This is a genomic window from Rhodococcus sp. T2V (assembly GCF_029269925.1).
Taxonomy (GTDB): domain Bacteria; phylum Actinomycetota; class Actinomycetes; order Mycobacteriales; family Mycobacteriaceae; genus Rhodococcus_F; species Rhodococcus_F koreensis.
The window spans coordinates 59,509-73,657 of sequence record NZ_JARJBD010000023.1; the positions used below are offsets into that span (position 1 = coordinate 59,509).

General features: G+C 64.7%; 13 protein-coding genes and 2 pseudogenes. 10 read left to right on the forward strand and 5 right to left on the reverse strand.

Annotation, left to right across the window (positions count from 1 at the left end):
- The first annotated feature begins 15 nt into the window (after positions 1 to 15).
- The 5 genes from P3H15_RS20465 to P3H15_RS20485 are packed head-to-tail and all read left to right on the forward strand — an operon-like array spanning position 16 to position 4,547.
- Positions 16 to 1,170: an acyl-CoA dehydrogenase family protein gene (locus P3H15_RS20465; RefSeq protein WP_276138939.1), complete on the forward strand. Its 1,155-nt coding sequence runs from the start codon at positions 16 to 18 to the stop codon at positions 1,168 to 1,170.
- Between the two features lie 39 nt (positions 1,171 to 1,209).
- Positions 1,210 to 1,728 carry a MaoC/PaaZ C-terminal domain-containing protein gene (locus tag P3H15_RS20470; protein WP_276138940.1) on the forward strand — a complete coding sequence of 173 codons (519 nt, stop codon included), beginning with the start codon at positions 1,210 to 1,212 and terminating at the stop codon, positions 1,726 to 1,728.
- Between the two features lie 58 nt (positions 1,729 to 1,786).
- Positions 1,787 to 2,146: a Zn-ribbon domain-containing OB-fold protein gene (locus P3H15_RS20475; RefSeq protein WP_276138941.1), complete on the forward strand. Its 360-nt coding sequence runs from the start codon at positions 1,787 to 1,789 to the stop codon at positions 2,144 to 2,146.
- 10 nt (positions 2,147 to 2,156) lie between these two features.
- Positions 2,157 to 3,380, forward strand: coding sequence for a CaiB/BaiF CoA-transferase family protein (locus tag P3H15_RS20480; protein WP_276138942.1), 1,224 nt, complete (start codon positions 2,157 to 2,159; stop codon positions 3,378 to 3,380).
- An 18-nt stretch (positions 3,381 to 3,398) separates the two neighbouring features.
- Positions 3,399 to 4,547, forward strand: coding sequence for a CaiB/BaiF CoA-transferase family protein (locus P3H15_RS20485; RefSeq protein WP_276138943.1), 1,149 nt, complete (start codon positions 3,399 to 3,401; stop codon positions 4,545 to 4,547).
- Here P3H15_RS20485 and P3H15_RS20490 read toward each other — a convergent pair.
- The gene (locus tag P3H15_RS20490; RefSeq protein ID WP_276138944.1) at positions 4,537 to 4,938 is read right to left on the reverse strand and encodes a VOC family protein; all 402 of its coding nucleotides are present in this window, start codon (positions 4,936 to 4,938) and stop codon (positions 4,537 to 4,539) included. The genes P3H15_RS20485 and P3H15_RS20490 overlap by 11 nt on opposite strands.
- A gap of 229 nt (positions 4,939 to 5,167) precedes the next feature.
- On the opposite strand from P3H15_RS20490, the gene P3H15_RS20495 reads away from it, so the two are divergent.
- The 3 genes from P3H15_RS20495 to P3H15_RS20505 all read left to right on the forward strand — a co-directional run bounded on the left by P3H15_RS20495 (position 5,168) and on the right by P3H15_RS20505 (position 9,179).
- A complete protein-coding gene (locus P3H15_RS20495) occupies positions 5,168 to 5,440 on the forward strand; it encodes a WhiB family transcriptional regulator (protein ID WP_276138945.1) in 273 nt (90 codons plus the stop codon).
- A 233-nt stretch (positions 5,441 to 5,673) separates the two neighbouring features.
- Entirely contained in the window at positions 5,674 to 7,104 is a 1,431-nt protein-coding gene (locus tag P3H15_RS20500; protein WP_276138946.1) for an aldehyde dehydrogenase, read from the forward strand.
- Positions 7,105 to 7,163: 59 nt separating this feature from the next.
- Positions 7,164 to 9,179, forward strand: a complete 2,016-nt coding sequence (locus P3H15_RS20505; protein ID WP_276138947.1) for an FUSC family protein — start codon at positions 7,164 to 7,166, stop codon at positions 9,177 to 9,179.
- Positions 9,180 to 9,286: 107 nt separating this feature from the next.
- Here the strand turns inward: P3H15_RS20505 and P3H15_RS20510 are convergent.
- The 4 genes and pseudogenes from P3H15_RS20510 to P3H15_RS20525 all read right to left on the reverse strand — a co-directional run.
- Positions 9,287 to 9,415, reverse strand: a pseudogene (locus tag P3H15_RS20510) (helix-turn-helix domain-containing protein); the annotation flags it as partial.
- 71 nt (positions 9,416 to 9,486) lie between these two features.
- Complete coding sequence (locus P3H15_RS20515) at positions 9,487 to 10,386, reverse strand: alpha/beta hydrolase (RefSeq protein ID WP_276138948.1); 900 nt, start codon at positions 10,384 to 10,386, stop codon at positions 9,487 to 9,489.
- Between the two features lie 257 nt (positions 10,387 to 10,643).
- Entirely contained in the window at positions 10,644 to 11,576 is a 933-nt protein-coding gene (locus P3H15_RS20520) for an alpha/beta hydrolase (RefSeq protein WP_276138949.1), read from the reverse strand.
- A gap of 80 nt (positions 11,577 to 11,656) precedes the next feature.
- Complete coding sequence (locus tag P3H15_RS20525) at positions 11,657 to 12,286, reverse strand: SDR family oxidoreductase (RefSeq protein WP_276138950.1); 630 nt, start codon at positions 12,284 to 12,286, stop codon at positions 11,657 to 11,659.
- A 160-nt stretch (positions 12,287 to 12,446) separates the two neighbouring features.
- Here P3H15_RS20525 and P3H15_RS20530 point away from each other — a divergent pair, with 160 nt between their 5' ends.
- Together P3H15_RS20530 and P3H15_RS20535 are read left to right on the forward strand one after the other, a co-directional pair.
- Positions 12,447 to 13,382, forward strand: a complete 936-nt coding sequence (locus P3H15_RS20530; RefSeq protein ID WP_276138951.1) for a helix-turn-helix domain-containing protein — start codon at positions 12,447 to 12,449, stop codon at positions 13,380 to 13,382.
- A 176-nt stretch (positions 13,383 to 13,558) separates the two neighbouring features.
- Positions 13,559 to 14,022, forward strand: a pseudogene (locus P3H15_RS20535) (MFS transporter); the annotation flags it as partial.
- Positions 14,023 to 14,149: the final 127 nt, after the last annotated feature.

Here is a 14,149-nt window from a genome sequence, read left to right on the forward strand (position 1 = left end):
TCTGGAGAGAAGAATATGAATTCGAACTTCCTCGACGAATCCCAGGCAGCCTGGCTCGACGTCGTGAACGATTTCATGGACAACGAAATCACCGTCGAGTATGTCCGGCACTGCGACGAGAACCGGCTCTACCCGTACGAGGCGTACGAGAAGATCGCCAAGCAGGGCTGGCTTGGCATCCTGTTCCCCGAGGAGATGGGCGGCTCCGGCGGCGATATCTTCGACTACTCGCTGATGGCAGAGGGTCTCGGCAAGTTCGGATTCGACTTCGCGTGCTCGGTGCTTGTTCCGACCTTCACCGCCATGAACATCCTGAAGTTCGGCACCAAGGAGCAGCAGGACCGCTACGTCAAGCCGTTCATCGACGGTGACATTCGCTTCTCGGTCTCGATCTCCGAGCCCGACGCCGGTTCGGACGCCGCGAACACCAAGACCCGCGCTCGCCGTGACGAGAACGGCGACTGGGTGATTACAGGCTCCAAGCTCTGGTGCTCAGGTGCAGCGGCCGACAACACCGTCATCGCGATGCTGGTTCGCACCGACACCTCCGACAAGCACAAGGGCCTGTCGGTGCTGCTGATCCCGAACGACACCCCGGGACTCGTCATCAACAAGCTGCCGACCCTGTCGCGGCACGCGACCGGCACCACCGAGATCTTCCTCGACGAGGTCCGGGTTCCCGGCGACGCGCTGCTGGGCGAAGAGGGCCAGGGCTGGAAGGTCATCACCGACCACCTCGAACTGGAGCGTTGCGCCGTCGCAGCCGCTTACACCGGCAACGCGCAGGAGGCAGTCGACAACGCCAACCGGTACGCGCACCAGCGCACTCAGTTCGGCAAGCCGATCCGTGAGTTCCAGGTCCTCAAGCACATGCTGGCGGAGAACCAGACCCGCGTCGACGCTGCTCGTCTGCTCTGCTACCGGGCCGCCGCGATCAAAGCCGAGGGCACCCCCGCCGCCCGCGAGACCTCGATGGCCAAGCTGTACGCGTCGGAGACCCTGAAGCAGTGTGCGCTCGACGGCATGCAGATTCTGGGCGGCTACGCCAACCTGCCCGAGGGCGACATGGAGCGCTACCTGCGCGAGTCGATCCAGTGCACGATCGGCGGCGGCACGTCGCAGATCCAGCGCACGATCATCGCCAAGTCGATGAAGCTGACCAACGCCTGAGTCTCCCCCGATCACCCTTCACGTCCCAAGGAAGCAGCGATGACAACGACGAATCCCGTAACCATCAACAACCGCATCGACATGCCGCTCGACGAGATCGAGGTCGGCACGGTGTTTCGCAGCGGTGGTCGCACCATCACCGAGACCGACGTGGTCAACTACTGCGCGCTGACCGGCAACTGGATCGAGATCCACTCGAACGTCCACTACGCGGCCCAGACCCGTTTCGGTGAGCGCCTGGTACAGGGGTCGCTGACCTACTCCATCATGACCGGCCTCATCACCTTCGGTCCGCCGATCCAGGCGAACTACGGGATCAACAACCTCCGGTATCTCACGCCGGTGCACATCAACGACACCATCTACGTCACCGCCGAGGTCCTCGCCAAGAAGGACAAGGACGACAAATACGGCGTCATCACGCTGCTGATGAAGGCGCTCAACCAGAACGGCGACGTGTGCCAGAAGAGCGAATGGAGCCTGTTGATGCTGCGCAAGCGCGAGGATCTCGAGGCCCTGGTCGGCGGGTCGCTGCCCACCGAGCGCGCCAAGAACTAACTATGTCGTCGAAGCCCGGCGCAGCGATCGTCGGCATGGGCGATGCGTCCGCATCGCGATGCAGGGCGCCGGGCTGACGTCGACTATCACCGCCGCGTCGCAGACGATCGCCGCAGGCACAGTGGAGTACGTGCTCTGCCTGCACAGCGATGCGACGGAGTCGGCATTGTCGTGGACACAATCGGCCGGGAGCGGGACGATCTACTCGTACAGCAGGATCATGCGTGGACCGACGCCCGTCTGGACCACGGTCGTGCCGTACGCGGTCGACTTCGTGAAGATGGACGACGGCTACACCTTGTTCGCACAGATCGACGGCGAACCCGACGCCATCGCGATCGGAAAACCGGTCACGACGCGTTTCGTACAACGTGGGGAGCAGAAACTCCCCGTATTCACCATGACGGACCACCAGTAGGAGCAGTGACATGACCGGACCATTGGAGGGTGTGCGCATCCTTGACCTGACATCGAACTTCATGGGCCCGTACGCGTCGCTCCTGCTCGCCGACATGGGGGCAGACGTCTGGAAGATCGAGTCACGGGCCGGCGATACGACTCGCGGTGTCGGCCCGTCCCGCAACCCCGGGATGAGCGCGATCTTCCTGCACCTCAACCGCAACAAGCGCAGCCTCGTCCTCGATCTCAAGTCCGCCGGCGGCAGCGCCGCACTCGAGCGGATGATCGGTTCCGCCGACGTGCTGCTGTACAGCTTGCGGCCTCGAGCGATGGCCAGGCTGGGGTTGAGCTACGAGGACGCCCGCGCGATCAATCCGCGGATCATCTACTGCGGCTGTTACGGGTTCGGCCAGAACGGCCCCTACGCCGACCGGCCGGCATACGACGACCTGATCCAGGCAGCGGTCGGTATGCCGGTACTCCAGAGCCGCAAGGCAGGTCCGCCGACCTATGTGGCCACCGCCATCGCAGACCGCGTCGTCGGCATGGCCGCGAGCACGGCCGTGTCGATGGCACTGTTCCGGCGCGAGAAGACGGGTGTCGGTCAGGAAGTCCAGGTACCGATGTTCGAGACGTTCGCGCATTTCGTCATGGGCGACCACCTGTACGGGCACACGTTCGATCCGCCGATCGGCGATTGGGGGTACGGCCGGATGATGAACCCGGACCGCCGCCCGTATCGGACGCTCGACGGCGGCTACCTCGGGGTGAACGTCTACGTCGACAAGCATTGGCAGCGATTCTTCGAAATCTCCGGACACCCGGAGATGGTCGAGGACCCGCGTTTCGCCGACATCAACGGACGGACCCAGAACATCGGAATCCTGTACGAGTTCCTGGGGCAGGTGTTCGAAACGAAGACGACGGCGGAATGGATGAAGCTCCTGACCGAAGCGGATATTCCGGTCATCGAGATGAACACCCCGGAATCGTTGCTGGACGATCCACACATGAGGGAGGTCGGCTTCTTCGTCGACCAGGACCACCCCTCGGAAGGCCCGCTGAAGACGATGGCGATTCCGCAACAGTGGAGCGAGAGTCAGCCGGACCTGCGGTACCCGGCGCCACGCCTCGGCGAACATTCGGTGCAGTTGCTCACCGAAGCCGGTTTCGATCGCGGTGAAATAGACGAGCTGCTGAATTCCGGCGCCACGTACACACCCGAAGTGCGCGCCGCACATTCGGCCGGCTGACCACCAAGGAGGAAGACGATGCAGCGTGATCTGCCGTTATCGGGAGTTGTCGTGGTCGAGCTGGGCGACAGTGCCTCGGCACCGTTCAGCGGGAAGATCCTCGCGGAACTCGGCGCCGAGGTGTGGAAGGTGGAGCGTCCGACGGGCGACTCCGCCCGCGGCTGGGGGCCGAGCACATGGAAGGGCAGCGGCGCCGCGTTCCATGCGCTCAATCGCGGTAAGCGTTGCATCAGCATCGACATCAAGGATCGAGATCAGCTGAAGACGCTGCACACGCTGATCGCCGAACGCGCGGACGTCTTCATCCACAACCTCCGGCCGGGTTCCAGCGCGAAGTACGGGCTGGACGCCGACAGCCTCCGGGTGACCAAGCCGGAGTTGGTCTATTGCGAGATCGGCGCGTTCGGACATGTGGGTCCGCTGAACACACTCCCCGGATACGACCCGCTGATGCAGGCATTCTCCGGAATCATGAGCATCACGGGCGAGGAGGGACAGCCCCCGGTGCGGGCAGGGGTGTCCATCATCGACTTCGGGTCCGCGATGTGGGCGGTGATCGGCATCCTGTCGGCGCTGCACCGCCGTCAGGTGAAACACGCCGGTGCGACGGTCAACGCGTCGCTCCTCGAGACCGCCATGGCGTGGATGTCGATCGGAGTGGCGAACTACAACGCCGACGGCGAACCCGGCGGTCGCCACGGGTCGGGTGTCGCTTTCATCGTCCCGCACCGCGCGTACTCGACCAGCGACGGCGATCTGATCGTGAGTTGCGCCAACGACCCGCTGTTTGCTCGCCTCTGCGCCGCACTCGGACATCCGGAATGGTCGACCGACGATCGGTTCGCCACCAACGCTGGGCGGTTGCAGAACCGGGCCGAGATCGACCGGCTGATCGGTGAGCAACTGGCGAAGGAAACACGTGCCCACTGGCAGGAACTGCTGCAGGGTGCCGGCATCCCGGCGGCACCGATCCAGACCACCGCCGAAGTCGTCGCCCACGAGCACACCCGTGCGCTCGGCATCATCGGCACGCCGTCGGACGACGAGATCGGACTGGTCGGTCTGCCCCTGTCGTTCGACGGTCGGCGCCCGCCGCCCCTGCACGCGGCCCGCGACATCGGGGCGGACAACGACCAACTTCCCGAAGTGCTGAAGATCAGACCCTGACGGAGGTGCCCGCCTGGTATTCCGACAGCTCGATGAGATTTCCGTCCGGATCGCGGATGTACACACTGGTCATCACCCCTCGAGCGCCGTGGCGCTGGACAGGACCTACTTCCACCGGAACGCCCCTGTCGGACAGCTCGCGGACAACCGCGTCGATGGATTCTTCGACGATCAGGCAGACGTCGGCGCTACCGGGTTGCGCGTGCCGAGCGTTGGGCGTCACCTCGCTCGGTTGCTGGTGCAGATTGATCTTGCTGCGACCGAACAGCAATGCTCGGCGATCGTCGCCGTACCGGTGTTCGGACATCCCAAGCACCGTCGAGTAGAACTCGACGGTGGTGTCGATGTCGGCAACAGTCAGCACGAAATGGTCGATATACGCGATATGCATCTGAATCGTCCGTTCCCGTCTCGAGCAAACCCACCGCTCAGTTCATTTGCGCCCGAGCACCGATCGGCGCCCGCACTGAGAATTTTCTGCAGAATTGTTCCGAAAGTCAAAGATGCGGAAGCTAACCCGAGGTAAGCCTCACCCTATGGATCGTAACTTCAACTCCCCCTTGCGTTTCTGTTCCCAAAGGCCGAACGCACGCCGCGAAGCCAGGAAAGCACTGTGAACCATGAATCTCGCATCACACGTCGATCGTGACGATTGGCGACCACAGGCGCGTTGCCGTGGCATGGACATCGCCGTCTTCTATACCGATCGCGAAGACAATCGCACCTGGTCACGCCGTCAGGAGCAGCAAGCGAAGGCGATCTGCCGCCAATGCCCGGTGATCAGCGAATGCCGCACAAGCGCGATTCATTTCGGAGAGCAACACGGAATCTGGGGCGGCCTGAACCCGAACGAGCTTCGCGCCGCGCGCAAGTGGAGTCGATGGCAAAGATAGCCGATCAATTGTCGCGGTCATGGGGGTGCTGGTGGCCCCTCCCACGCCGGCTTCGAGATACGTAAGATCAGACCAGAGGGCACACTCGATCGGCTCGCCGAATCGAATTCGTCGGATCACTCGGCCCTCATCCGACATCGGCAGACGTCGCATTACCCGTCCCGACGTTCCGGTCGGGGCATCCATCATTTCTTGCCGCCATCACAATGCGGTGGGACCAGGAGGACACAAGAATGGTCACGAACCACGAATCCCATTACATCGGCGGCGAGTACCGGGCCGCCCACTCCGCCGAGACAATCTCCGTCATCAATCCGTCGACGGAGGAAGTCTTTGCCTCCATCGTCGACGGTGATTCCTCCGATATCGACGCGGCCGTGCAGGCCGCCGACGCCGCCGGGGTCACGTGGGCCGCCACCCCTCCGTCCGAGCGAGCCGCTTCCCTGCGCCGCCTGGCCGACACCTACGAAGGCCGTATCGACGAGATCGCTGCGCTGGTGACGCGGCAGAACGGCACCCCGATCAGCGTGTCCCGGGCGATGCAGCAGCAAGTTCCGTTGTACTACCGGTATTTCGCATCGCTCGCAGACACCCTCGTCGAAGAGGAACCACTGGAAACGTCCATCGGTGACGCGCTCCTGCAGCGTCGGCCGGTCGGCGTGGTGGGGGCGATCACCCCCTGGAACGGCCCCCAGCCCCTGCTCGCGTGGAAGATCGGACCGGCACTCGCGGCAGGATGCACCGCCGTGATCAAGCCGGCACCAGAAACTTCGCTCGATGCTTTTCTCTTCGCGGAAATCGCCACCGAAGCGGGTATCCCCGCCGGCGTCGTCAACGTCGTCACGGGAGGCCGCGAGACCGGCAGCGCCCTCGTCGAGCATCCGCTGGTGCGCAAGATCGCCTTCACCGGCTCCACCGTCGCCGGCAAGGCCATCGCCGAGACCTGCGGCAGGGACCTCAAGCGGGTAACGCTCGAACTGGGCGGCAAGTCGGCCGCCATCCTGCTCGAGGACGTCGATCTCGACGCCTTCAAGCCGTTCGTAGCAACCGCGTGCTCACCGAACACCGGCCAGATTTGCCGGTCCCTGACCCGGGTGCTCGCACCCCGATCGCGGTACGACGAAGTAGTCGACGCTGTCAGTGCCGCGATGAGCGAGATCCCGATCGGCGATCCCACCGATCCCGTCAACCTGTTCGGCCCCCTGGTGTCCGAACGGCAGCGAGATCGCGTCGAGTCGTACCTGGAGCTGGGACAACGTGAAGGAGCGAAGGTCGTCGTCGGCGGGGGCCGATCCACGGCGAACGACCGGGGTTTCTACATCGAGCCGACCGTCTTCCGTGACGTCACCAACGACATGCGCATCGCCCGTGAAGAGATCTTCGGCCCAGTCCTCGTCGTCATCGCCTACGAGAACGAGGACGAGGCCATCGCCATCGCCAACGACTCCGAGTACGGCCTCGGCGGCGGCGTCTTCTCTCCGGACCGCGAGCACGCCACCGCGGTCGCCCGACGCATCGTGACCGGCACGATCGGTGTCAACAGCGCGTCGTTCCCCACGGAGGCACCATTCGGCGGCGTCAAGAACAGCGGCATGGGCAGAGAACTCGGGCCCAGCAGCCTCGAACCGTACCTGGAGCTCAAAACGATCTTCCGCAGCGCCTGACAGCCGGATCCCGGAGAAGGGGGCACCCCCGCGAAGGACGAACAGTGCGAAAACACGTCATGACAGGCTCGAAGCGACCGAAAGACGCCACCGACAGGCGGCATGTGATGCACCGCGAGGCACTCGGCCGCGCTGCCCTGCGAGGGCTGAAGCCCGGACCGCCCCTTCAGGATCCTGCCCGTCTGCTTCGTGTGGCAGCCGGCATGATCGTCGCGGCGATCGGTGGCTACTTCCTGCACGACTTCGAAGAGCAGGTCCTGATCTGTGTCGGTGCGTTCCTCGGGGGCATCGCATCCTTGATGCCACACAACCGCTCACGTCTGGGAGCAGCCGTCCTCACCGGAACAGCCGAGATCTTCGCCGCGGCCGCCGGGATCCTCTTACACGGGCTGTGGTGGCTCATTCTCCCCGTTCTCTTCATCGGCTTGTTCACGGCCGGGATCCTGCGTGTAGTGGCGCTGAGCATCAGCATGCGGTTTCTCGTCGTCACGATCATCTTCGTCGCATTCGCCGAGATCACCCCGTCCCTGCCGGTCGGTGCCCGTGAACTCGCACTGTTCGCGGTCGGCGTCGCCGTCATGCTCATGGCACAACTGCTCCCGCCGTACGAGCCACGCCATGCGGTGCAACGCCGCGCCGTCGCATCGCTCTACGACGCGTTGGCCTCCGGGGGGCCCTACGGTCCGGCGCTACTGGCTGCCGACCGAAGCCTTGCCCTGCTTCGCGGGCGCCGCCACCGCGAGATCGACCACCTCACCGAACTCGTCGAGCGTGGGGAGGAGATAGCCCAGTTGCTCGCGGCCGTGAACAATCGGGGCGACGATGTGGCCGCCCCCTGGCGAGCAGCTGTGTCCGAGCATCTGCACGCGATCGGAGGCGCCATCCGGCGCCGCCGCCCCGAACTTCTCCCGTCGGATCTGGCAGTGACAGCCGGGCAGGACCGACTGCAGCGCAGGCTGATCGACGCAATCACGACCGCGGCGCGGACCACCGCCGGCGCCCCCGCCCCCGTCCCGTCGGACGAGCGTCGACCGCCGACCTCGCTGGAACTCGTCCGTGCCGAATTGCATCCGGCGTCACCGATCGTCCATCACGCGTTGCGGCTCGCGGTCACCGGTGTCATCGGTCAAGTGATCGGCGTCGCGATCGGCGCCTGGGTCGGCACGCAGGTGTTGCTCCACGGACACGGCTTCTGGGTTGTCGTCGCTGTGGTGCTGATCCTGTTTCCCGACTACGGAGAGACTTTTGCGCGCGGCATCGGCCGTACCGTCGGTACGCTCGCCGGCGCCGCCGTCGGTCTCGCGTTGTCGTTCCTCCCCCCGGATCCGATACTGCACACCGTCACGCTCATCACGCTGTTCCTCGGCTATCTCGCATTCCGCAGCTGCGGCCAGCCCTGGACCATGCTGTGGGTCGTGGCCTGGATTTCGGCATTGACGGTCGGCCCACTCGGGGCGGTGACCCGCGGCGCCGAAACAGTCATCGGCTGCGTTCTGGCATTCGCCGCGTACATGCTCGCGCCCACCTACCAGCGCAAGCGGCTCAGCGAGTTGCTCGCGGTATGGGCGCGAGCCGAAGCGGATCGCCTCGACGCGCTCGATCGGCTATCGGACCAGCCGCAGGAGAACCACCGGCTCGAGGTCGCCAGGGCGACCGTGGGCAGTAGGTTGGCTCGACTCGAGATCGTCGAGGCCGCGGACCACGCCCAGCTCGAACCCGACGACAAGGCAGGACGCTGGACGAACGACGACATTGCGCGGGCCGTCCAGGCTGTCGTCGAGATCGGACGGCAGGTCTCGGTCCTGGGCGCTCTCGCGCCCGGCTCGGACCGGGACAGCGGCCCTCAGCTGCGGCAAGAGACGGCATTGCTGGCGTACAAGCTCAGGGACCTGGCGGCCCCTATCGAGTTACACGAAACCGTGCCGCCCTCAGATCCGGCTCGTCCGGTGCCGAACCGGCAGCAGGACCACCCGGTGCCCGACCCGGACCTGCAGATCGCCATCGACAAGGCCACCGAATCGATATCCGTGCTGGGCGCGACCCTGGCGAAACAGCTCAGCTGCCGCAGCGTGTGAGGCAGCCCTCGGCGGGCGGTGCCTGCGCCCAGCCGGCGAGAACGAGCAGGGAATCCTTCGTGGCGGAGTCGCTCGGTTCGGCGATGAAGCAGACAGCATCAGGGCCCCGCGATCCCATACAAGACCGAGTCCGACACATCGCCCACGCGGCCACGCTCGATCTGCACGTAGTAGTCCGGGCTGACCCCCGCCAGCGTGGCGACCTCTTCGCGACGCAGACCGGGAACTCGCCGTCGCCCGGTGGGTGACTAATCTCGAACTAGGGCAGTTGATTTCAGGTCGGGGAGGGTATCGAACCCCAACCCCGTCAAGCGAAGTGGGCATTGAACCAGTCGAGCATCTGCTCGGGGTTCTCGGGGAAGTAGTTGTACCCGTCGAAGCGGCGGGTGGTTCCCTCGATCCAGTGCAGCCGCTTGTCGGCAGTACCGAGGTTGTCGTAGATGCCCTGCACGTCGTCGGGGCGGGTAGCGGAGTCGTGGCGGACTTGCGCCACGAGCGTCGGCACGGTGACGTCCTTGGCGTAGCCGAGCGGAGACATCTCGTCGAGGTCGAAGCTGGTCAGCTTCTTGATCTCCTGTGCGACCATCTCGACCCCACCGGGGATGCCGCTGGTCGCCACTTCGATCATGGGCCGCAACGACACCGGCTGGACCGCCACCATGGCCCGTAGACCCTCGAACTCCTCGGGGTGCTTCGACATGGCCACAATCGTGGAGTCCGCGCCCAGGCAGCGGCTGAGCAGCCCGATGTGCGAGTTGTCGATGCCCAGGCGAGTGCGCCCGTAGTGCAGGGAGCCGATGACGTCACGGTATTCGAGGAGGCCGATCCCGACGATCCCGCCGTTCGCGGCGCCGCTGTGGCCGTGGTTGCGCAGGTCGTACGCGAGCACGTTGTAGCCGGCGTCGTGGAGATTCTTGTAGTCGGGCAGGAAGTTGACCTCGAAGTCGGCAAACGGGGTGCTGAACTCCTTCAGATGACCGGGGTAGCCGTAGCGGTTCCCGGGCATAGGGTGGTTGGCGATGACGAGCTTGTCGGAGTCGGCTGGGATGAACCAGCCCTCGAGCGGGGTGCCGTCCTGTGCGGGAAAGAAAACGTCCTCGTAGGTGAGGCCGTATTGGTCGGGCCGTCTCATGATCGGGGTGCGCCTGGTATAGGCGAGACCCTGCGCCAGGTTCGCGGCGATCGTCTCTGGCGAAGGGGTTGTCATGGAGATCTCCTTGCGGTGGTGGCGGCAGTAGTGGAACAGAGGCGTACCGCGAAGAAGTGCAGTGCAGAGCTTGCCTCGTTCCCCGCGCGTGCAGTACTCCACGCGCGGGGAACGAGGCCACTCCAGGCACCCCTTGTGCATCACCCGGTCGAGGGAAAGCGCCCGTCGCGGTCAGGTGATCGGTCAGGTGATATTGGCTGGATTCGAGACTGGGTGGGTTACCGTCTCGGGCATCGATAACCCACCCCGCGTCAATATCAGAGGTGCTTCTTGTAGAAGGGAATCAGCTTGTCGAGGGCGATCTTGACGGGTTCGGGCTTGTCGTAGAGGTCGTAGTGCGAGAATCCCTCGGCCACAACGAGTTCCTTGTCCTTCGATGCTGCGCGCCGAACGATTTCCAGGCCGTCGCGGTACGCTCCGAACGCGCCGGGCTTGTCACCGACCACAATGCACATCGGCTGGGTCAGGAGCACTTCGGCGCGGTTGAAAGCATCCCAGCCGACGGCGGTGGCCTGGTGGGAGAACAGCGATCGATTGAGACCGTGCGGTTTCTGTCCGCGGTCGGTGCGGTAGTACTCGGTCGCCTCGTACACGTCGATCTCGGTCAGACCCTTTTCTTTGGCGACCTCCGGGGAAGGCGGCAGCAAGTCGTCCACCCGCAACTCCGCGCCACGCGCTTCGGCGGTGCGCTGCGCGGCCATGGCCTCGAGGGCGCCGATGGGGTTGTAGCCGGTGAACGACTCGTGCATCAGCCGACCGTAGTTCGCGCCCGTGACCGTGCCCAGGGCCTTGATCCGGCGCTCGGTCATCGTGGCGTTGACTGCGTAGCCGCCCGCGCCACAGATTCCGAGGACGCCGATTCGATCGTCGTCCACGTAGGGCAGCGTGACCAGGTAGTCGATGACGTAGCTGAAGTCCTGGACCCGGAATGTGGGGTCCTCGAGGAAGCGCGGCTCGCCGCCGCTGGCGCCCTGGAAGCTCGCGTCGAACGCGAGGACCACGAACCCCTCCGCGGCAAGGGCGCTGCCGTAGACGTTGCCGGAGGTCTGCTCCTTGCAGCTCCCGATGGGATGGGCGCTGATGACGACCGGGTACTTGTTGGACTCGTCGAACCCTGGAGGGAAGTAGATGTCCGCTGCGATATCCCAGTACAGCGCCTTGATGCTCACGGTCTCGATGTTGTCGGTCATTGTGGGGTGCCTTTCTTGTGTGCGTGTGTTTTGTTCGGTGACGTAACTGCTCACCGGGGGAACGGGTTTGGCGCGGACATTCACATGAATGCGGGCCGGTCCCCGTCGGTCCCAGGTTTGTCGACACCGAGGTTCGTCCGGCTCCAGGTGTCCGGGGAGCTGATGATGTCGGCTATCAGTGCGGCGACGCTCTTGCGGGAGACCTCTGTGCCCTTGAACGGTTCATTCCGTTGCGTGACCTCGTAGGAGATCTCGTCGTTGTCGGTGAGCCAGGCAGGCCGCAGGATCGTGTAGTCGAGTGTGGACGCCTCGATCGTGTCGGCGGCCGCGCGATAGGTGTCCAGGACGCTGCCGATCTGGCGTCGATTCCATTGCCCGAACGGGCCGGGTACTTCGCCATAGATACCGAGAGCGGTCACGAAGATCAGGCGTTGCACCCTCTGGCTCTGCATCGCCGCGACGATGCGCTCGGCTTGGGTGTCGATTTCACCTGCGAGATTTGCATAGACGATGTCCTGACCGCGCACGGCCTCGGCCACTGCCTTCTCGTCCCGTGCATCGCCCTCGATGACCTGTGCGGCGTCGGGTGCTCCAGCGAGTCGACTCGCGTCGCGCACGAACAGCGTCAGGTCTATTTCCTTCCCGGCGAGCATTTCGACCGCCCACCGTGCTATCCGTCCGTTGGCGCCGATGATCAGCACCTTCGTCATTACGATGTTCCTCCTGGTCGAGTGTTCTCCCGCCCCACCGAACGAACCGCCGTCACCTCGGCGAGGTGTTTCCGGTGCGGGCGAGGGGGCGAGCAATTCCGGCGTGAACTGCGCCGGGCGCTTCGGGCGGATCGCTGTGCCACCGATATTGCCTCACTCCATGGGACTGCACAGCGGCCAATTTTGTCCAGGGACAAATTGTCCCCCTATACATGGTTCAGGTTTGTTTGCCATTATTCGTAATGTGAATGCGCACAACGAGCAGGTCGAGCGCCGTACCGAGATCGGTGATTTCCTCAAAACTAGGCGTCTGGCCATACAACCGGAGGACGTCGGGTTGTCCCGGGACACCGGCCGACGCCGTCGGGCACAGGGCCTCCGCCGGGAAGAAGTCGCGGCGCTGGCGGCGATCAGCACCGACTACTACGCCCGCATCGAGCAGGGGCGCCGCGGGGCGCCGTGGCCGACCCTGGAAACCATCGCCAGCGCGTTACGTCTGGACCAGGCAGGCCGTGACTATCTTCTCGAACTGTCGATGCGCCCTCCTTCACAGCCGCGTCAGCGAAAAGCCCAGCGCGCATCACCGCACCTGCTGCGACTGCTCGACGATCTCGCAACGATTCCGGCGCTGCTGCTCGGCCGGAGAATGGACGTGCTCGGATGGAACGCGATGGCGGCCGCGTTGATGGTCACCGATTTCGATCAGTTGCCCGCGCGCCAACGTAATTACGTGAGAATGGTATTCACCGATCCCGCGGTACGACGTCTCTATCCCGACTGGGAACAATCTGGTCGACTCTGCGTCGCGCAGCTCCACATGGAAGTCGCGCGTGATCCGCACGACCCGCGGCTCACGGAACTTGTCGGGGAGCTGTCCATCCAGGACGTCGACTTCAGGCGCTGGTGGAGCGACCATCAGGTCGCGATTCGCAACCGCGGTGCCAAACGGTTCAACCACCCGGAGGTCGGTGAGATCACCCTCGACTGGGACACCCTGGCATGTGTGGGCGACCCCGACCAACAACTCATCACCTGGAGTGCAGAGGCCGGGACGATATCGCACGACCGACTCATGGCGCTTCGCCCAAGGCACTGACCACCGGCTGGCCCCGGCTCCTGCTCCGTGGCACTCATCGTTCATCGCATCGTCGCCCGGGAACCATCCCGACATACGGTCACACTTCTCGGTCAGTTGCCTTCGATGCTGTCGAGGACGTCGGTAACGGCCTCGAGGTGAGTGTGGGCGTTACGGCGAGCAGTGATGCCGCCGCCGCGTGGGCACTCCTCGAACTACGGACCGACCATTCATTGATCAACCTGCGCGTACTACGCGACAGGGATGTGCTGGTCGCCAACGGCACCGCTGCCGGCCTCGGCGCCGCCATGTACATCTGCTCCGTCGCCAGTCTCATCGCTCAATCTCCCGACACCACCGGTTACGGCATCGCCCTCCCCCTGTTCTGGGCATGACGTACGCCGCCATGCCCGCCCTGATCGCACGCACCGTCGCAGCCACCGAACTCGGCAGTGCTGTCAGCTTCAACCAAGTGCTCCGCACCGTCGGCGGGTCCGTTGGCAGCGCCGTCTCCGGTGCCGTGCTCGGCGCGCATCTCGCTCGGGACCCGCATCCCACCGCGACCGGAATCAGCACCGCCCTCACCCTCGACGCGCCGGCCTGCGCGGCGGTAACCGTCGCGCTTGTCACCAACCGCGTGACAGCACCACACCCACCGAGCGTCGCACTCGAGTCGACGCGGTTCGACCCACCAGCATCAGAAAGCGGCCCGTCGGCATCCGTGAAATACACTGTTCGCCAACATAATCGGTGCACCCCGGCGAGGACTCTTGGCGCGTGACGTCCGC